This window comes from Streptomyces sp. NPDC056144 (assembly GCF_042264145.1).
Taxonomy (GTDB): domain Bacteria; phylum Actinomycetota; class Actinomycetes; order Streptomycetales; family Streptomycetaceae; genus Streptomyces.
The window spans coordinates 20,349-37,795 of the sequence record NZ_JBHJVF010000013.1; the positions used below are offsets into that span (position 1 = coordinate 20,349).

A 17,447-nucleotide genomic window follows, 5' to 3' on the forward strand; every position below is an offset into this window, starting at 1 on the left:
CGTCAGCGGTTTCCGCCGCGGGGCTTGCCGTGCCCGCCGCCGAGCAGGTCCGGCGGGAGCGTGATCCCGCCGATCGGGTCGGCGTCGGCCGGGGGCTTCGTGTCGCCCGGCTTGTCGTCGCCCCGCTTGCCCGGCTTGTCGTCGCCCTTGTCCTTCGGCTTCTCCTTGGGCTTCGCCCGCGGTACGGGGACGGTGTTGAAGCCCGGAGTCTCGGAGGCGTCGAGGGCGCCGGTCATCGCGATCCGCCAGATGGGGCCGGGGAGGCAGCCACCGCAGACCTTGTCGTAGTACTCGCCACCGATGGTGAGGTCGTACATCGACTTCTTCTCGCCGACGTCGTCACCGACCCAGACGGCGGTGGAGAGGTTCGGGGTGTAGCCGACGAACCAGGCGTCCTTGCGGTCGTTGGTCGTACCGGTCTTGCCCGCGTTGTCGCGGTCGCTGAGGCCGGCCCGGGTACCGGTGCCGTCCTCGACGACGCCCTTCAGCATCTGGTTGATCACGTCGGCCGTGCGGTCGCTCATCGCCCGCGAGCACTTGGTCTGCGGCACGTTCAGCTTGTCGCCGTTGGCCGCCTTGATCGACTCGATGGCGACCGGCGTGCAGTACACGCCCCGGTTGGCGAAGGTCGCGTAGGCGGAGGCCATGTCGAGCGGGGTGCTCTCGACGGCGCCGAGCGTGACGGAGGGGCTCTGCTTGATGGGCTTGCCCAGCTCGCGCTCGTAGCCGACGTTCTTTGCCATCGTCAGCGTCTCGCACAGGCCGGCCATCTGCTCCAGCTTGGCGAAGTACGTGTTGATGGACTTCCCGAGGGCACTCGTCATGTCGTACATGCCCTTTTCCGACTCGAGCTCGTTTCCGATCTCCCAGTCGGCGTACCCGGCGGGCTTCCCGTCGCAGCGGGTGTAGTCCTCCTCCGGGATGGTGATCTTCCACGGCGTGTCGAAGCTCTGCGCCGGGCTGATGCCCTTCTCCAGAGCCGCCGCGGCCGTGATCGGCTTGAAGGTCGAGCCGACCTGGAAGCCGTACGTCGTGCCGCCCATCCTGCTGCCGACGGCGAGGTTGAGCGTGGTCTGGTGCTGCTTCTGGTCCAGGCCGTACGGGCGGGACTGACCCATCGACAGGATGCGGCCGGTCTTCGGCTGGACCTGCACGACGGAGGCGGCGACCGGGTCGTCCTTGTTGATCTTCGCGACGGCGGCCTCGTTGGCGGCGGCCTGGGCGCGCGGGTCGAGCGTGGTCCTGATGGTGAGACCACCGAGGTTCCACAGCTTCGTGCGCTCCTCGGCCGTCTTGCCGAAGACCGGGTCGCTGAGGATCGTCTTGCGGACGTAGTCGCAGAAGAAGCCGGCGCCGTCGACGGCGGTGATGCAGCCGTTCTTCGGCGTCTTGACCTTCAGCTTCAGCGGCGCGGCCTTCGCCTTGTCGGCCTCCGCCTGGCTGATGTCCTTCACGTCGGCCATCCGCTGGAGGACCACGTTGCGGCGCTTGGTGGCTTCCTGGATGTCGTTGATGGGGTCGTAACGGCTCGGGGACTGCACGAGCCCGGCCATCATCGCGGCCTCGCCGAGGCTCAGGTCGGCGGCGTGCTTGGAGAAGTACCGCTGGGACGCGGCCTCGATGCCGTACGCCTGCTGCCCGAAGAACGTGATGTTGAGGTAGTTCTCCAGGATCTTCTTCTTGCCCAGCTCCTCCTCGACCTGGATCGCGTACTTCAGCTCGCGGACCTTGCGGCCGATGGTCTGCTGGGTGGCCTGCGCGACCTTCTCCGGGTCGTCGCCCGCCTCCTCGACGAAGACGTTCTTCACGTACTGCTGGGTCAGCGTGGACGCGCCCTCGGAGACTCCGCCGGACTGCGCGTTCTTGTTGATCGCGCGCAGCACGCCCTTGAGGTCGATCGCCCCGTGCTCGTAGAAGCGGCCGTCCTCGATCGCGACGATCGCCTTCTGCATGTACGGGGAGATCTTCTCCAGCGGGACGACCTTCCGGTCCCGGGAGTACACCGTGGCGATCAGTCCGCCCTCGGCGTCGAGAATCGTGGTGCGCTGACTCAGCGGCGGTGTCTTCAGATTGGAGGGGATCTCGTCGAACCCTTCCACCGTGCCCTTGGCGGCCAGTCCGAGCGCACCGGCCGCGGGCAGGGCGATACCCGCCAGCACGGCTCCGGAGAGCACACTGACACCGAGGAACTTGGCGGCCTGCTGGGTCCCGGTCAGACCACCGCCCGAGCGCTTCTTTGGCATGGGGGCAGCCTAATCCGTAGTTATGAGCGATCCGCAGGAGCAGGGGCTTCTCGGAGCGTTCGAGTACCAGACCGTGACATCCAGGTGCAGTCGGGCCGTCAAGGCCTCAACGTAGATCGGTTCGCGGTCTGGTGCGAGTGGTGGCGGTCACGTGGGCGCCGGGCGGATGCCTTCGCCAGACCGGACCGTGATGTCTCGATGCAGAGCGGCGACGCTCGGCGTCTCCGTGGCCGCCACCACCATCGAGGAGTGTTGGCGTATGTCGGTGCTGGACGGATGCCTTATGCACGCCGGGCCTTGAGGCCTCCTACCAGAGCGGCGGCGTCCAGGGCCGTCATGCGTCAACACCTGCCGACTTGATCATTCGTTGCTGTTGGTGGTGCGAGCCCACCGCACGGTGACCTCTCGATATGCCCGAGCCGTCTGAGCTCTCGTATAGACCGAGGCCCGTGGGATGCGCTGGTGCCACGAACGGCTAGTGAGGTGGCGGCCCGACCGCAACGCGGTCGAGGCCTGGGATTAGGTCGCTGCGTGGCCCGCATGCGCTCGTGACCAGCGCAAATACCGAACTCTGGGGAGGGAATCTTGATCTACTGCGGAATCGACTGGGCGGAACGCACCCACGACGTCGCCCTGGTCGACGACACCGGCCAGCTGCTCGCCAAGCGCCACATCAGCGACGACGCGGCCGGCTACAAAGTCCTGCTGGAACTGCTCGCCGAGTACGGCGACACCGCCGAGAACCCGATCCCGGTCGCGATCGAGACCTCCCGCGGCCTGCTCGTCGCGGTGCTGCGGACCGGCACGCGGAAGGTGTTCGCGATCAACCCGATGGCCGCCGCCCGCTACCGCGACCGACACAGCGTCTCGCGCAAGAAATCCGACCCAGGCGACGCCCTGGTCCTGGCTAACATCCTCCGAACCGACATGCACGCCCACCGGCCCCTGCCCGACGACTCCGACCTCGGCCGCGCAATCGCCGTCCTGGCCCGCGCTCAGCAGGACTCTCTGTGGAACCGGCAACAGCTCGCCAACCAGCTCCGTTCCCTGCTGCGCGAGTACTACCCCGCCGCCCTGGCCGCCTTCGCCGCCTGGGCCAACGGCCTGTGCAGGCCCGAGGCCCGTGAACTCCTCAAGACCGCCCCGACCCCCACGCGGGCTGCACGGCTGACCCGCACCCAGATCCAGGCCGCGCTCAAGCGCGCCGGCCGCCAGCGCGGCATCGAAGCCGAGGCCGACCGCCTCCGCGAAGTCTTCCGCGCCGAGTGGGCCCACCAGCCGCCACTGGTCGAGGAGGCGCTCGGCAAGCAGATGCTCGCCCTCCTCATCCAGCTGGATGCCGCCTGCACCGCCGCCGACCAGCTCGCCGAAGCGGTCGAAGAGGCATTCCCGCAGCACCCCGACGCCGAGATCCTGCTGAGCTTCCCCGGCCTCGGCATCCAGCTCGCCGCCCGCGTCCTGGCCGAGATCGGCGACGACCGCACCCGCTTCGCCGACGCCCGCGGCCTCAAGGCCTACGCCGGCTCCTCACCCATCACCCGCGCCTCCGGCAAGAAGTCCGCCATCACCAGACGCTGGGTGAAGAACGACCGGCTCAACCACTCCGGCTACCTCTGGGCGTTCGCCGCCCTGCGGCATTCGCCCGGGGCTGGCACCCACTACCGGCGTCGCCGCGAGGCCGGGGACTGGCACGCCGCCGCCCAGCGCAATCTCTTCAACCGCATGATCGGACAGCTCTACCACTGCCTGAAGCCGGGCAGGACCTACGACGAGTCGCTCGCCTTCGGGGCCCCTCCCACCGAGGCCGCTGTCACCGCAGCTTGATCCGGTCAGCGGGGAGCGAGGCAGGCCTCAAGGGCGGCTCGCTGTTGGGGTGGCAGGTGGTCGCCCAGCGGGACTTTGCGAGAGCTGTAATCGCCCTCGCAGAGCCAGCTCCGCTCGTCATCGTCGAACCACCACTCCTCGGCGCCCCACATGGGGTGCTCCTGAAGCAGCTGTCTGGCCAACCCCTCGCTCGCCGCTGGCGCACCCTGAGCGACCAGAGCCTCGACCACCGCCGTCACGGCCTCCTCCGAAACCGCTGCGTCGCCGAGAACAGGCAGAAGAAGGAGGAGACGGGCGTGAGGGTCGGTGACGCATGCCGCACCCGGTGGTGCCTCCAGCAGGGCGGCGAGCTCGGGCCAGCACAGCCCGGGGCCGATGCGGTCCTGATCGTCGCTGGCCAGGACGAGGTCCTGGCTCCAGTCGGCATGCGTGAGGAAGTAGTCCGTGGTCGTGAACTCCTCGCCGCTGTTGAAGTGCACGACGATCGCGAAGCCGCCGGCCAGCGGCACCGTGAACATGGGCCATGCCGACGGGTCGTGGAGCGTGTCCAGCACGGCCTCCGCGTCGCCCGCGTCCGATCCGAAGGCCTCCGGCGCGAACCCCTCGGCCAGGTCCGCCAAGTACGCAGGCCAGAAGCCCGGCTCATCCAGGAGCGGGTGCCCGTCCACGACGGGCGACGAGGAGTACCAGTGCCGTGCCATCACCATGCCGGGATTCTCTCCAAGCCCGGTCGGGGCTGTTCGAAGACCCCGGCCCTCAGAGCCGTCCGGCTTGACGGCATAGCAACGTGAGGTGTCTACGTTCTCATTCGCCGGACACGCGTATATGCCTTGGCCTAAGCTGCTCACAACTGTCACAGCAGTGTGGTCTCGCATCAAGACCCGTGCGTGACATCGGCATGAATTCCCGTGACCCCGAAACACGGGAAGCTCGTGTCCGTTTCCGAATCATGCGTCACTCGATGCCCGGAGTAGGGCCGACGAGGAAGGGCATATCCGCGAGCTATGTCCTTTATCACGCACATGTCCTTCGATCACTCCCCTGGGTGATCTGACGCGTACGCATAGTCCGTTCGGGCCATTCAAGATTGGGCCCGAAGGGGGTGTTGCGCTGTGCCCGCCTTCCGTAACGTCCCAACTGGCAGCGGTGAATATGCCGCTACCGCCGTGGGGGAGCCTCGATTCGGGAGAGGACGGCGCCGGTATGGGCTGGGTAGCTGACTGGAGTGCGCAGGCGGCCTGCCGCACTACCGATCCGGATGAACTTTTCGTGCAGGGAGCGGCGCAGAACAGGGCCAAGGCGGTGTGTACCGGATGCCCGGTGCGGACCGAGTGCCTGGCGGACGCCCTCGACAACCGCGTGGAGTTCGGCGTGTGGGGCGGCATGACGGAGCGCGAGCGCCGCGCCCTGCTGCGCCGCCGGCCGACCGTCACCTCGTGGCGTCGGCTCCTGGAGACCGCGCGCACCGAGTACGAGCGCGGCGCGGGCCTGCTGCCCGTCGCGATCGACGACGACGCGACGTACGAGGCATACGCGGCGGTCGGCTAGTCGCGGTCGGGCCGGACGCAGCCGGGTCAGACGCGACGCGCGCGACCGGCCGTGAGCCGGTCGCCTATGGCCCGCAGCCCGGCGAGGTCGTGCACATCGCCGGGCAGGGCGGCCACCTCGACGACCGCCACCTCGGGGTGGCGCGCGGTGAAACCGTCCCGCGTGCGCTGCTCACGCGCCAACACCCGCATGCGCTCGGCATGCAGGCGGAGGAGTCCGGCGGTGAGATGTCGTACGTCTTGTGCTGCTTCTTGCTCTTCGGCTGTGGGGGCAGCCTCGGGCGCGGAAGATGCGGAGTGCGCGGAAGATCCGGAAAGTGCGGCGGCGGTGGCGAGGTCGGAGTCCCGACCTGAGTCGCGGACAGTCTTCCCGCCCCCCGGATCCGTCATGCGCCCCGCCTCAAGATTTTCCGCGGCGGCCCGCGCCCGCTCGGCCGACAGGCCGGCCGCTTCGCTGCCGTGGACACGGTTGAGGACGAGACCCGCCAGGGGCATCCCCTCGGCGGCGAGCCGCTCCACGAAGTACGCGGCCTCGCGCAGCGCGTCGGGCTCCGGCGTGGCGACGACGAGGAAGGCCGTGCCCGGCGCCTGGAGCAGCCGGTACGTGGCGTCGGCGCGGGTGCGGAACCCGCCGAACATCGTGTCCATCGCCGCCACGAAGGTCTGGACGTCCTTGAGGAACTGACCGCCCAGCAGCTTTCCGAGCGTCCCCGTCATCATCGACATGCCGACGTTGAGGAACTTCATCCCGGCCCGGCCGCCCGCCTTCGCCGGGGCCATGAGCAGCTTGATGAGCTTCCCGTCGAGGAACGAACCGAGCCGCTTCGGCGCGTCGAGGAAGTCCAGGGCGGAGCGGGACGGGGGAGTGTCGACGACGATCAGGTCCCACTCGTCGCGCGCCCTGAGCTGGCCCAGCTTCTCCATCGCCATGTACTCCTGCGTACCGGCGAAACCGGCCGACAGGGACTGGTAGAAGGGGTTCTCCAGGATCGCCCGGGCCCGCTCGGCGTCCGCGTGCGCCTCGACGATCTCGTCGAAGGTCCGCTTCATGTCGAGCATCATGGCGTGCAGTTCGCCGCCGTCGGATCCCTTGATCCCGTCCACCTTGCGGGGCGTGTTGTCGAGCGAGTCGATGCCCATCGACTGGGCGAGCCGGCGCGCCGGGTCGATGGTCAGCACGACCACCCGCCGCCCGCGCTCCGCCGCCCGCACGCCCAGCGCCGCCGCCGTGGTCGTCTTGCCGACGCCCCCGGAGCCGCAGCAGACGATGATGCGGGTGCCCCGGTCGTCGAGGAGCGCGTCGAGATCGAGGTCGAGGCCTGGCACGGGAGTGCCCGGCGCCGTGTCGGCGTCGTCCGTCACTTGCTGCGTCACGCCTCGCCCACCCCTTGCTTCCGCAGTTCCTTCGCCAGCCGGTAGATCCCCGCGATGTCCCCGCCGTCCCCCAGGTAGGGCAGCTCGTACGACGGGACGCCGATGCCCGCCAGGACCGCCCGCTGCTCCCGCTCCAGCTCCACCCGCCGGGCGTGCTCGGCCGCCTGGCCGAGGAGCGGGTCGACGAGCAGGGCGGCGTCCGCCAGGCCGACGGAGGCCAGGCTCCGCGCGACCGCGTCCCGGTGGTCGCCGGAGGCGGCCCGTACCGCCTCCTCGTCGAGGACGTGCGGGCGGACCATGTTCACCACGACCCGTCCCACCGGCAGTTCGGCGGCGCGGAGCTCCGCGATGCCGTCCGCCGTCTCCTGGACCGGCATCTCCTCCAGGAGCGTCACCAGGTGGACCGCCGTCTCGGGGGACTTGAGGACCCGCATGACGGCCTGTGCCTGGTGGTGTATCGGGCCGATCCTGGCCAGGCCCGCCACCTCGTCGTTGACGTTGAGGAAGCGGGTGATGCGGCCCGTGGGCGGCGCGTCCATGATCACGTGGTCGTAGGTGTGGCCGCCGTGCTTCTCCCGGCGCCGCACCGCCTCGCACGCCTTGCCGGTCAGCAGGACGTCACGGACCCCCGGGGCGATCGTCGTCGCGAAGTCGATCGCGCCGAGTTTCTTCAGGGCCCGTCCCGCGCTGCCCAGTTTGTAGAACATCTGGAGGTAGTCGAGGAGTGCGCGCTCGGCGTCGATCGCCAGCGCGTACACCTCGCCGCCGCCCGGTGCGACGGCGATCTTGCGCTCCTCGTACGGCAACGCCTCCGTCTCGAAGAGCTGTGCGATGCCCTGTCTGCCTTCGACCTCGACGAGGAGCGTCCGCTTCCCCTCCGTCGCGAGGGCGAGGGCGAGGGCGGCGGCGACCGTCGTCTTACCGGTACCGCCCTTGCCACTGACGACCTGGAGCCTGCTCACGTTGTCGAGCCTAACCACTGGCGGCGTCCGGCAATCAGCAGGCCGCCCCGGAGAAGCTCCCTAGGGGAAGCCTCGGGGACGGCCTCGAGGAGCGACCTCGGCCACAGCGGATACAGTCGGTCCCATGACCAAGTGGGAGTACGTCACGGTGCCGCTTCTGGTGCACGCGACGAAGCAGATTCTGGACACCTGGGGCGAGGACGGCTGGGAGCTCGTCCAGGTCGTGCCCGGGCCGAACCCCGAGCAGCTCGTGGCCTACCTGAAGCGGGCCAAGTCGTGAGCGGGGCCGTGGAGGCGAAGCTCGCCGAACTCGGACTGACCCTGCCCGACGTCGTGCCGCCGCTGGCCTCGTACCAGCCGGCCGTGCAGTCCGGCGTGTACGTCTACACCTCGGGCCAGCTCCCGATGGTGGACGGCCAGCTTCCGACGACCGGCAAGGTCGGCGCCGAGGTCACCGCGGAGGAGGCCAAGGAGCTCGCCGCCCGCTGCGCGCTGAACGCGCTCGCGGCCGTGAAGTCCGTCGCCGGTGACCTGGACCGCATCAAGCGCGTCGTGAAGGTCGTGGGCTTCGTCGCCTCCGCCTCCGACTTCACCGGCCAGCCCGCCGTCATCAACGGCGCCAGCGAGCTGCTCGGCGCCGTCCTCGGCGACAAGGGCGTGCACGCGCGCAGCGCCGTCGGCGTGGCCGTGCTGCCGCTCGACGCGCCGGTCGAGGTCGAGGTCCAGGTCGAGCTGACCGAGGCCTGAGCCCGGCACAGCCCGTACGCGCACGCGTGGAGCCGGTTCTCCCCTCCCGGGAGGATCGGCTCTCGTGCATTCCGGTGCTTGCGCATAGCATCCGCCCATGTCGAAGCAGACGAACGGCCAGTGGTACCCGCCGGAGTGGCCCGACCGGATCCGCGCCCTCGCCGCCGGCGAGCTCACCCCCGTGAGCCCCCGGCGCGCCGCCACCGTCCTCCTCCTGCGGGACGGGGCCGCCGGGCCCGACGTCCACATGCTGCGCCGCCGCACCTCCATGGCCTTCGCGGGCGGCGCGTACGCCTACCCCGGCGGCGGCGTCGATCCGCGCGACGAGCAGCCGGTGCGCTGGGCCGGCCCGTCCCTGGAGAGCTGGGCGGAGCGGCTCGGCCTCGACGACCCCGCCCAGGCCCAGGCCGTGGTCTGCGCCGCCGTGCGGGAGACCTTCGAGGAGGCGGGCGTCCTGCTCGCCGGGGAGGCCGCGGACACCGTGGTCGGCGACACCACCGGCGAGGACTGGGAGCGGGACCGCGAGGCGCTCGTCGCCCGCGAGCTGTCCTTCGCCGACTTCCTCGACCGCCGCGGGCTCGTCCTGCGCTCCGACCTGCTCGGCGCGTGGGCCCGCTGGATCACCCCCGAGTTCGAGCAGCGGCGGTACGACACCTGGTTCTTCGTGGCCGCCCTCCCGGCGGGCCAGCGCACCCGGGACGTGTCGGGCGAGGCGGACCGCACGGTCTGGATCCGCCCGGCCGAGGCCGCCGCGGGCTACGACCGGGGCGAGCTGACGATGATGCCGCCGACGATCTCGACGCTGCGGACCCTGGAGCCGTACGGCACGGCCGCCGAGGTGCTCGCGGCGGCGCGGGACCAGGACATGGCCCCCGTACTGGCGCAGGCGCGACTGGAGGGCGACGAACTGGTGCTCAGCTGGCCCGGGCACGAGGAGTTCACCAAGATCATCTCGATCGGGACGGGGCTCGGGGGCGGACGATGAGCGACGCAGCCGCCCTCCCCGGCCAGCCGCGCGGAACCGTCTCCTCCGGGCCCGCGACCGCCCGCGCCGTGAACGTCCTGGCGCCGAACCCCTCCGCGATGACGCTCGACGGCACCAACACCTGGCTGCTCTCCGAGCCCGGCTCCGACCTCGCCGTCGTCGTCGACCCCGGGCCGCTCGACGAGGGCCACCTGCGGCAGGTGGTCGACACCGCCGAGCGGCTGGGCAAGCGGGTCGCGCTGACCCTGCTGACCCACGGTCACCCGGACCATGCCGAGGGCGCCGGCCGCTTCGCCGAGCTGACGAGGACGGCCGTACGGGCCCTGGACCCGGCGCTCCGCCTCGGTGACGAGGGGCTCGGCGCGGGGGACGTACTGGCGGTCGGCGGCCTGGAGCTGCGGGTCGTCCCGACGCCCGGCCACACCTCCGACTCGCTCTCCTTCCACCTGCCGGCCGACCGGGCGGTGCTGACCGGCGACACGATCCTGGGGCGCGGGACGACGATGGTCGCGCACCCGGACGGGCGGCTCGGCGAGTACCTGGACTCGCTGCGGCGGCTGCGCTCGCTCACGGTCGACGACGGCGTGCACACGGTCCTGCCGGGGCACGGGCCGGTCCTGGAGGACGCCCAGGGGGCCGTGGAGTTCTACCTCGCCCACCGCGCGAGCCGCCTGGCGCAGGTCGAGACGGCGGTCGCGGCCGGCTACCGGACGGCGTCCGAGGTCGTCGCGCACGTGTACGCGGACGTGGACCGCTCCCTGTGGCCGGCGGCCGAGCTGTCCGTACGGGCGCAGCTGGAGTACCTGCGGGAGCGCGGCCTGGCCTGACGGTGGGTCGGCCTGATGGTGGGTCGGCTTACCGGAATCATCAAGTCCATTTATCCGACCCCGGGAACCTCGGGGTCTTCCCCGATGTCTTACGCTCCGCCTACATCCGGCCATAGCTCTCCATCGGGGGAATCCGTGTTCTTCATAGCCATCCTGCTGGTGATCGCCGCAGTGGTGCTCTTCTTCGTCGGTCGCGCCACCGGCTCCAAGGGCCTGAGGTTCGGCGCCCTCGGCGCGGCGCTCGCCGGCCTGTTCTCGCTGGTCGCGAGCATGACGTACGTGATCAGCGCGTACGAGGTCGGCGTGCCGGTCGCCTTCGGCAAGGTGGGCTCGCCGATGACCTCGGGCATGCACGTGAAGTCCCCGTTCACCGACGTCACGACCTTCTCGACCCGCCCGGTCGACCTCAACCTCTCCGACAAGGACGTGGTCGAGGTCCGCTCCTCGCAGGGCGGTGTCATGTACGCCGAGGTGACGGTGAAGTGGGCCGTCGTCCCGTCGAAGTCCGTCGAGCTCTACAAGCTCGCGGGCAGCGAGGACGCCATCCAGCAGCGGCTCGTCTTCCCCGACAGCCGGGAGATCGTTCGGAACGTCTTCGCCCGCTACACGAGCGAGCAGGGGTACGCCTCCGACCGCGAGGAGATCAACGCCGAGATCGGCGCCCTGATCAAGCAGCGCCTGGCCCCGCGCGGCATCGACGTCACCACGGTCAACCTGCGGAACGTGAAGCCCTCGGAGGCCCTCCAGGGCCAGATCGACCGCAAGATCCAGCAGCAGCAGGCCACCGAGCGGGCCACCGAGGCCTCCCGTACGGCCAAGGCGGAGGCCGACCGGCGTCGCATCGAGGCGGAGGGCATCGCCCGCGCCAACAAGATCCTCAACGACTCGCTGACCGACAAGGTCCTCATGAACCAGTGCATCGACGCGTTCAAGGAGGCCGCCGCGAAGAACCCGGTCTACGCGGTGCCCTGCGGGAACTCCGGCTCCGCCCCCGTGATCGTGGACGGCACGAAGCGCTGACCCCGGAGGCGTGGGTACGCGAAAGGCCGCCCGGGTCCATCGGACCGGGCGGCCTTTCCCGTACGCCCCAGGGGGTACGGAGGAGGTACTAGCGCGAGCGCTTCGCGAGGCGCTCCACGTCGAGGAGGATCACCGCGCGGGCCTCCAGACGCAGCCAGCCGCGCTGGGCGAAGTCGGCGAGCGCCTTGTTGACCGTCTCGCGGGAGGCGCCGACCAGCTGGGCCAGCTCTTCCTGGGTGAGGTCGTGGACGACGTGGATGCCCTCCTCCGACTGCACGCCGAAGCGGCGCGACAGGTCGAGGAGCGCGCGGGCGACACGGCCCGGGACGTCGGAGAAGACCAGGTCGGACATCTGGTCGTTGGTCTTGCGGAGGCGGCGGGCGACGGCGCGGAGCAGCGCGGTGGCCACCTCGGGGCGGGCGTTCAGCCAGGGCTGGAGGTCGCCGTGGCCGAGGCCGAGCAGCTTGACCTCGGTCAGCGCCGTCGCGGTCGCGGTGCGCGGGCCCGGGTCGAAGAGGGACAGCTCGCCGATGAGCTCGCCGGGGCCGAGGACCGCCAGCATGTTCTCGCGGCCGTCGGGGGAGGTGCGGTGCAGCTTCACCTTGCCTTCGGTGACCACGTACAGGCGGTCACCGGGGTCGCCCTCGTGGAACAGCGCGTCGCCACGGGCGAGCGTCGCCTCACTCATCGAGGCGCGCAGCTCGGCGGCCTGCTCGTCATCGAGCGCCGCGAAGAGCGGGGCGCGCCGCAGAACGTCGTCCACGAGTTCTCTCCATACTGTCGACCTGCTCAAAGGACCTGAGTCCCATGATGCCGGACGCACAAAACAGTGCGATCAATCACAACAAGTTTGACGCACTTGGCTACCGGTGCGTACGGCAGGGGCCCGATTGGGGCCCCCTCGGCCATGCCTGAGGCGGATGTCACCGGTGGCCCCTAGGCTGACCGGGTGTCCAACTCGCCGGTGAGAGCACAGGCCAAGGGGGTCGGAAGAGTGCCGGAAGAAGCTGATTCCGCTGTGGGCGAACACGGCGTGTCGAAACGGGTGAAAGCGACAAATCGGAAGCCGAAGGCGGTTTCGAAGGTGTCGGCGAAGGCTCCCGCGAAGGCGTCGGCGAAGGCCTCTCCGAAGCCGACCGCGAGCCCGGCCGCGAAGCCGACCGCGAAGACGCCGAAGCCCGAGTCGCGGCTCGCCATGGTCCGGCGGGCGCGCAAGATCAACCGCGAGCTCGCCGAGGTCTACCCGTACGCCCATCCGGAGCTCGACTTCCGGAACCCCTTCGAGCTGCTCGTGGCGACCGTCCTCTCCGCGCAGACCACCGACCTGCGGGTGAACCAGACCACCCCGGCCCTCTTCGCGGCGTACCCGACCCCCGAGGACCTCGCGGCGGCCGTCCCCGAGGAGGTCGAGGAGATCATCCGCCCGACCGGCTTCTTCCGGGCCAAGACCAAGTCGATCATGGGCCTCGCCGCGGCCCTCAGGGACGACTTCGGCGGGGAGGTCCCCGGCCGCCTGGAGGACCTGGTCAAGCTGCCCGGCGTGGGCCGCAAGACCGCGTTCGTCGTCCTCGGGAACGCCTTCGGGGTCCCCGGCATCACCGTCGACACCCACTTCATGCGCCTGGTCAGGCGCTGGAAGTGGACCGAGCAGGAGGACCCGGTCAAGATCGAGGCCGAGATCGCCGAGATCTTCCCGAAGAGCGAGTGGACGATGCTCTCGCACCGGGTGATCTTCCACGGCCGCCGGATCTGCCACGCCCGCAAGCCCGCCTGCGGCGCCTGCCCGATCACCCACCTCTGCCCGTCGTACGGCGAGGGCGAGACGGACCCGGAGAAGGCGAAGAAGCTCCTGAAGTACGAGAAGGGCGGCTTCCCCGGCCAGCGTCTCAACCCGCCGCCGGGCTACCCGGGCCGCCCGGCACCGCCGCTCGGGGCGAGCGGCTGAGCCCTCCGGCCGCTGAGCACTCAGGCCTTCGGGCCTTCCGGCTTTCGGGCCTTCCGGCCTCGGGAGCCCTCCGGCTTTCGGCCTTCCGGCCTCGGGAGCCCTCCGGCCCTCGCGCCCTCGACCGCGTCCAGGGAACGAACCGGTCCACCGATCGCGTTGGGAAACACGGGGTGTCTATGACGCGCACTGACGAAGACCTTGATCACGGAAACGGCGGCGGTCTCCTCGACCGCTCCGGTCTGCCCGACTGGCTCGCGCCCGTCGACCGGGCCGCCCGCACGGTCGCGCCCGAGCAGCTGAGCCGCTTCCTGCCGCCCGCGAGCGGCGCGGGCCGCCAGTCCGCCGTCCTCGTCCTCTTCGGCGCGGGGGAGCGCGGTCCCGAGCTGCTCCTCATGGAGCGCGCGGGCAGCCTCCGCTCGCACGCGGGACAGCCCTCCTTCCCCGGCGGCGCCCTCGACCCCGAGGACGGCGACCCGGCGGACGGCGGTCTGCTGCGCGCCGCCCTCCGCGAGGCCGAGGAGGAGACCGGGCTCGACCCGTCCGGCGTCCAGATCTTCGGCGTCCTGCCCCGGCTCTACATCCCGGTCAGCGGCTTCGTCGTCACCCCGGTCCTCGGCTGGTGGCGCGCCCCCAGCCCGGTCGGGGTCGTCGACCCCGCCGAGACCGCCCGTGTCTTCACGGTCCCCGTGGCGGATCTCACGGATCCGGCGAACCGTGCGATGGCGGTCCATCCGAGCGGTCACGCGGGCCCCGCGTTCCTCGTCGCGTCCGCTCTGGTCTGGGGTTTCACGGCCGGTGTGATTGACAGACTTCTGCACTTCGCGGGTTGGGAGCGCCCGTGGGACCGGGGCAAGCAGGTCCCACTCGACTGGCGGTCATGACAGGCTGACCCTTCGGGGCGAACGAGGCGACGGAACGAATCTGCGAGGCTAACCACGGTGAACGTGCTGGACATCCTGCTGCTGCTCGCCGCCGTGTGGTTCGCCGTCATCGGGTATCGCCAGGGATTCGTGGTCGGCATCCTGTCGGTGATCGGCTTCCTCGGCGGCGGGCTCGCGGCCGTGCTGCTGCTCCCGATCCTCTGGGACCAGCTGACCGACCACAGCGAGGTCTCGACCACGGCGACGATCATCTTCGTGATGATCGTCATCGTCGCCGCCTCCGTCGGACAGGCCTGCACCACGCACCTCGGCAACAAGCTCCGCCGGCACATCACCCGCTCGCCCGCCCGCGCCCTGGACGCCACCGGCGGCGCCCTGGTGAACGTCGTGGCGATGCTGCTCGTCGCCTGGCTGATCGGCTCCGCCCTCGCCCGTACGTCCCTGCCCACCCTGGGCAAGGAGGTGCGGAACTCCAAGGTGCTCCTCGGCGTGGAGCAGGTGATGCCGGATCAGGCCTCACGCTGGTTCGGCGACTTCAGCTCCACCCTGGCCCGCAGCGGCTTCCCGCCGGTCTTCAGCCCCTTCGCCAACGAGCCGATCACGCAGGTCCTGCCGCCCGACCCGAAGCTCGCCGACAGCCCGGTCGCCGACCTCGCGCAGCGCTCCATCGTGAAGGTCGTCGGCACGGCGCAGAGCTGCGGCAAGGTCCTCGAAGGCACCGGCTTCGTCTTCTCGGACCGCAGGGTCATGACCAACGCCCACGTCGTCGGCGGGGTCGACGAGCCGACCGTCCAGATAGGCGGCGAGGGCAAGCTCTACGACGCCAAGGTCGTCCTCTACGACTGGCAGCGCGACATCGCCGTCCTCGACGTCCCGGCGCTCGACGCCACCCCGCTCGCCTTCACCGAGGAGGACGCCCACAGCGGCGACGGCGCGATCGTGGCCGGCTTCCCGGAGAACGGTTCGTACGACGTGCGCTCGGCGCGCGTGCGGGGCCGTATCAGCGCGAAGGGCCCCGACATCTACGGTCGCGACGAGGTGCGCAGGGACGTCTACTCGCTGTACGCGACGGTCCGCCAGGGCAACTCCGGCGGCCCGCTCCTCACCGAGGACGGAAAGGTGTACGGCGTGATCTTCGCCCGCTCCCTCGACGACGCGAACACCGGCTACGCCCTGACGGTCGACGAGATCCGTCCCGACATCGAGCGCGGCCTGACCGCCAACCAGCAGGTCGACACCCAGGGCTGCGCCCTGTAGAGCCCGTAGGGGGCGCTCAGTCCCGGGGATGGCGGAGGCGGGCCGAGACCCAGCGGGCCCGGCGGCGCAGGATGCGCGAGATCCCCACCCCCTGCGCGGGGATGCCCACCCCCTGCACGGCGTGCACCCGGCCCTGCTCCTGCGGGCCGCCCCTCTCGCGGGAGGCAGGCCCCCCGGCCGAGCGGCGGTTGCGTGCGGTCGTCTCGTAGTCGTGCGTCCAGCCCATACTCCGACGTCTGCCCGTGGCCCAAGGTCGGTAACCGCCCGGGGGCCCGCCAATTGGAGTATGCGCCGGGCACATGGCCGTTCGAGGGACGCCTGTACGCCCTCAGGGGGATTGAGTGACCGTCAGCGCCTGGCTCACGGGGCGTCATCGGGCACCGTACGGACCGTCAGCGATCCGGCTCGGGGTCCTTCAGCCAGTTGACGAGCTCGGTCGTGAAGGCCGCCGGGTCCTCCTCGTGGGGGAAGTGCCCGAGGCCGTCGAAGAGCCGCCAGCGGTACGGAGCCTCCACGTACTCGCCCGATCCGGCCGCGCTGCGCGTCCGCATCACCGGGTCCAGCGAGCCGTGCAGATGCAGCGTGGGGACCCGTACGGGCCGCTTCATGCGGCGGTTGAACTGGATGCCGTCCGGGCGGGCCAGCGAGCGCACCATCCAGCGGTACGGCTCGATCGAGCAGTGCGCGGTCGAGGGGACCAGCATCGCCCGCCGGTACACCTCGATCGCCTCCTCGTCGGCGGGGCGCGGCCCCGACCAGTCCTGGATCAGGTCGCCGACGAGCGCCGCGTCGTCCGCGACGAGCTGACGCTCCGGCAGCCACGGCCGCTGGAAACCCCAGATGTGCGAGCCGGCCCGCGACTGGGCGAAGTCGGCGAGCATCGCCGAGCGCCAGCGGCGCGGGTGCGGCATCGAGGAGACGACCAGGCGGCGGACCAGCTTCGGCCGCATGACGGCCGCCGTCCAGGCGAGGTAGCCGCCCAGGTCGTGGCCGACGAGCGCCGCGTCCGGCTCGCCGAGCGAGCGGATGACGCCGGTGATGTCGAGGGCCAGGTTGGCGGGGTCGTAACCCCGGGGCGTGCGGTCGCTGCCGCCGACCCCGCGCAGGTCCATCGCGACGGCCCGGAAGCCGGCCTCCGCGAGGGCGGGCAGCTGGTGGCGCCAGGTCCACCAGAACTGCGGGAAGCCGTGCAGGAGCAGCACCAGCGGGCCGTCACCCATCTCGGCGATGTGGAAGCGGGCGCCGTTGGCGGCCACGTCGCGGTGGGTCCACGGCCCGTCGAGCCGTACGGGCCCGCCGTTGCCGCTGCTGCTCTCGGGGAGGGTCATACGGACGAGCGTGCCACAGCGGCGGCCTTGTCCTGCGTCGTGGCCGGCTCGGGACGCGGGTGCGGCTTCACGGTGGAGAGCACGGCGGCCGTCTGCTTGGCGGAGGCGATGGACTTCTCCGGCGGCTTCACCTTGCGGAACTTGGCGTACGCGACGACGCCGAGGAGGACCGCGATCAGCACGTTCGCGGCGAAGGAGAGCAGGAAGCACCAGGCCAGGTTCCAGCCGCCCTCGCCGTTGTGCCCGCCGGTCCAGCTGTTGATGCCGTAGGCGAGCGCGAAGCTCAGCATCGGCAGCGAGAACAACAGCACGACGGCTGCCGTGATGCCCGCCGCGCTGCCGATCGCCCCGCGCTTGACGTCCTGCCGGATCTCGGCCTTGGCCAGGGCGATCTCGTCGTGCACCAGCGCCGACATCTCGGCGGTCGCCGAGGCGACCAGCTGGCCGAGGCTGCGCTCGGTTCCGTCGAACGGGTCGCTCATCGCTGCTCCCTTTTCTCTTCTGTGG

Annotated in this window: 18 protein-coding genes; 10 read left to right on the forward strand and 8 right to left on the reverse strand. The window is 70.7% G+C overall.

Going from position 1 to position 17,447, the window contains the following annotated elements; genetic code table 11:
• Positions 1–2: 2 nt before the first annotated feature.
• The gene (locus ACFC0Z_RS29445) at positions 3–2,243 is read right to left on the reverse strand and encodes a transglycosylase domain-containing protein (RefSeq protein WP_376444217.1); all 2,241 of its coding nucleotides are present in this window, start codon (positions 2,241–2,243) and stop codon (positions 3–5) included.
• Between the two features lie 585 nt (positions 2,244–2,828).
• Between ACFC0Z_RS29445 and ACFC0Z_RS29450 the strand changes: the two genes are divergently transcribed.
• On the forward strand, positions 2,829–4,067 hold the full coding sequence (locus ACFC0Z_RS29450; RefSeq protein ID WP_376444220.1) for an IS110 family transposase: 1,239 nt from the start codon (positions 2,829–2,831) through the stop codon (positions 4,065–4,067).
• Positions 4,068–4,072: 5 nt separating this feature from the next.
• Here the strand turns inward: ACFC0Z_RS29450 and ACFC0Z_RS29455 are convergent, their stop codons facing one another.
• The gene (locus ACFC0Z_RS29455; RefSeq protein WP_376444223.1) at positions 4,073–4,774 is read right to left on the reverse strand and encodes a hypothetical protein; all 702 of its coding nucleotides are present in this window, start codon (positions 4,772–4,774) and stop codon (positions 4,073–4,075) included.
• Between the two features lie 496 nt (positions 4,775–5,270).
• On the opposite strand from ACFC0Z_RS29455, the gene ACFC0Z_RS29460 reads away from it, so the two are divergent.
• Positions 5,271–5,615 (forward strand): WhiB family transcriptional regulator, encoded by a 345-nt coding sequence (locus tag ACFC0Z_RS29460; protein ID WP_181924596.1) that lies wholly within the window; start codon positions 5,271–5,273, stop codon positions 5,613–5,615.
• 26 nt (positions 5,616–5,641) lie between these two features.
• On the opposite strand, the gene ACFC0Z_RS29465 is transcribed toward ACFC0Z_RS29460, so the two are convergent.
• A complete protein-coding gene (locus ACFC0Z_RS29465) occupies positions 5,642–6,976 on the reverse strand; it encodes an ArsA family ATPase (protein ID WP_376444609.1) in 1,335 nt (444 codons plus the stop codon).
• A gap of 8 nt (positions 6,977–6,984) precedes the next feature.
• Positions 6,985–7,950, reverse strand: a complete 966-nt coding sequence (locus tag ACFC0Z_RS29470) for an ArsA family ATPase (protein ID WP_376444225.1) — start codon at positions 7,948–7,950, stop codon at positions 6,985–6,987.
• Positions 7,951–8,074: 124 nt separating this feature from the next.
• Here ACFC0Z_RS29470 and ACFC0Z_RS29475 point away from each other — a divergent pair, with 124 nt between their 5' ends.
• From ACFC0Z_RS29475 to ACFC0Z_RS29495, 5 genes are all read left to right on the forward strand, one after another.
• Positions 8,075–8,230, forward strand: coding sequence for a hypothetical protein (locus tag ACFC0Z_RS29475; protein WP_351785977.1), 156 nt, complete (start codon positions 8,075–8,077; stop codon positions 8,228–8,230).
• Positions 8,227–8,697: a RidA family protein gene (locus tag ACFC0Z_RS29480; RefSeq protein ID WP_376444227.1), complete on the forward strand. Its 471-nt coding sequence runs from the start codon at positions 8,227–8,229 to the stop codon at positions 8,695–8,697. Before ACFC0Z_RS29475 ends, ACFC0Z_RS29480 begins: the two co-directional genes overlap by 4 nt.
• Before the next feature lie 97 nt (positions 8,698–8,794).
• Positions 8,795–9,682 carry an NUDIX hydrolase gene (locus ACFC0Z_RS29485; RefSeq protein WP_376444230.1) on the forward strand — a complete coding sequence of 296 codons (888 nt, stop codon included), beginning with the start codon at positions 8,795–8,797 and terminating at the stop codon, positions 9,680–9,682.
• On the forward strand, positions 9,679–10,509 hold the full coding sequence (locus tag ACFC0Z_RS29490) for an MBL fold metallo-hydrolase (RefSeq protein ID WP_376444232.1): 831 nt from the start codon (positions 9,679–9,681) through the stop codon (positions 10,507–10,509). The genes ACFC0Z_RS29485 and ACFC0Z_RS29490 overlap by 4 nt, the downstream gene beginning before the upstream one ends.
• A 135-nt stretch (positions 10,510–10,644) precedes the next feature.
• A complete protein-coding gene (locus tag ACFC0Z_RS29495; RefSeq protein WP_376444235.1) occupies positions 10,645–11,529 on the forward strand; it encodes a prohibitin family protein in 885 nt (294 codons plus the stop codon).
• A gap of 88 nt (positions 11,530–11,617) precedes the next feature.
• On the opposite strand, the gene ACFC0Z_RS29500 is transcribed toward ACFC0Z_RS29495, so the two are convergent.
• Entirely contained in the window at positions 11,618–12,292 is a 675-nt protein-coding gene (locus ACFC0Z_RS29500) for a Crp/Fnr family transcriptional regulator (RefSeq protein WP_015034542.1), read from the reverse strand.
• A 321-nt stretch (positions 12,293–12,613) separates the two neighbouring features.
• Here ACFC0Z_RS29500 and nth point away from each other — a divergent pair, with 321 nt between their 5' ends.
• The 3 genes from nth (at position 12,614) to ACFC0Z_RS29515 (ending at position 15,612) form a co-directional block, all read left to right on the forward strand.
• Positions 12,614–13,474 (forward strand): endonuclease III, encoded by an 861-nt coding sequence (gene nth, locus ACFC0Z_RS29505; RefSeq protein ID WP_376444238.1) that lies wholly within the window; start codon positions 12,614–12,616, stop codon positions 13,472–13,474.
• A gap of 176 nt (positions 13,475–13,650) precedes the next feature.
• Positions 13,651–14,355 carry an NUDIX hydrolase gene (locus ACFC0Z_RS29510; protein WP_376444241.1) on the forward strand — a complete coding sequence of 235 codons (705 nt, stop codon included), beginning with the start codon at positions 13,651–13,653 and terminating at the stop codon, positions 14,353–14,355.
• A 57-nt stretch (positions 14,356–14,412) separates the two neighbouring features.
• Positions 14,413–15,612, forward strand: a complete 1,200-nt coding sequence (locus ACFC0Z_RS29515; RefSeq protein ID WP_376444244.1) for a MarP family serine protease — start codon at positions 14,413–14,415, stop codon at positions 15,610–15,612.
• A gap of 16 nt (positions 15,613–15,628) precedes the next feature.
• Here the strand turns inward: ACFC0Z_RS29515 and ACFC0Z_RS29520 are convergent, their stop codons facing one another.
• The 3 genes from ACFC0Z_RS29520 to ACFC0Z_RS29530 form a co-directional block, all read right to left on the reverse strand.
• Complete coding sequence (locus ACFC0Z_RS29520; protein ID WP_376444247.1) at positions 15,629–15,838, reverse strand: hypothetical protein; 210 nt, start codon at positions 15,836–15,838, stop codon at positions 15,629–15,631.
• A gap of 166 nt (positions 15,839–16,004) precedes the next feature.
• Complete coding sequence (locus tag ACFC0Z_RS29525; RefSeq protein WP_376444250.1) at positions 16,005–16,940, reverse strand: alpha/beta fold hydrolase; 936 nt, start codon at positions 16,938–16,940, stop codon at positions 16,005–16,007.
• Positions 16,937–17,422, reverse strand: a complete 486-nt coding sequence (locus tag ACFC0Z_RS29530; RefSeq protein WP_376444253.1) for a phage holin family protein — start codon at positions 17,420–17,422, stop codon at positions 16,937–16,939. Before ACFC0Z_RS29530 ends, ACFC0Z_RS29525 begins: the two co-directional genes overlap by 4 nt.
• Positions 17,423–17,447: the final 25 nt, after the last annotated feature.

Coding starts and splice junctions, on each gene's coding strand:
- ACFC0Z_RS29445 (WP_376444217.1), bottom strand. CDS start 2,243: ATGCCAAAGAAGCGCTCGGGCGGTGGTCTGACCGGGACCCAGCAGGCC.
- ACFC0Z_RS29455 (WP_376444223.1), bottom strand. CDS start 4,774: ATGGTGATGGCACGGCACTGGTACTCCTCGTCGCCCGTCGTGGACGGG.
- ACFC0Z_RS29460 (WP_181924596.1), top strand. CDS start 5,271: ATGGGCTGGGTAGCTGACTGGAGTGCGCAGGCGGCCTGCCGCACTACC.
- ACFC0Z_RS29475 (WP_351785977.1), top strand. CDS start 8,075: ATGACCAAGTGGGAGTACGTCACGGTGCCGCTTCTGGTGCACGCGACG.
- ACFC0Z_RS29485 (WP_376444230.1), top strand. CDS start 8,795: ATGTCGAAGCAGACGAACGGCCAGTGGTACCCGCCGGAGTGGCCCGAC.
- ACFC0Z_RS29490 (WP_376444232.1), top strand. CDS start 9,679: ATGAGCGACGCAGCCGCCCTCCCCGGCCAGCCGCGCGGAACCGTCTCC.
- ACFC0Z_RS29510 (WP_376444241.1), top strand. CDS start 13,651: ATGACGCGCACTGACGAAGACCTTGATCACGGAAACGGCGGCGGTCTC.
- ACFC0Z_RS29520 (WP_376444247.1), bottom strand. CDS start 15,838: ATGGGCTGGACGCACGACTACGAGACGACCGCACGCAACCGCCGCTCG.
- ACFC0Z_RS29525 (WP_376444250.1), bottom strand. CDS start 16,940: ATGACCCTCCCCGAGAGCAGCAGCGGCAACGGCGGGCCCGTACGGCTC.
- ACFC0Z_RS29530 (WP_376444253.1), bottom strand. CDS start 17,422: ATGAGCGACCCGTTCGACGGAACCGAGCGCAGCCTCGGCCAGCTGGTC.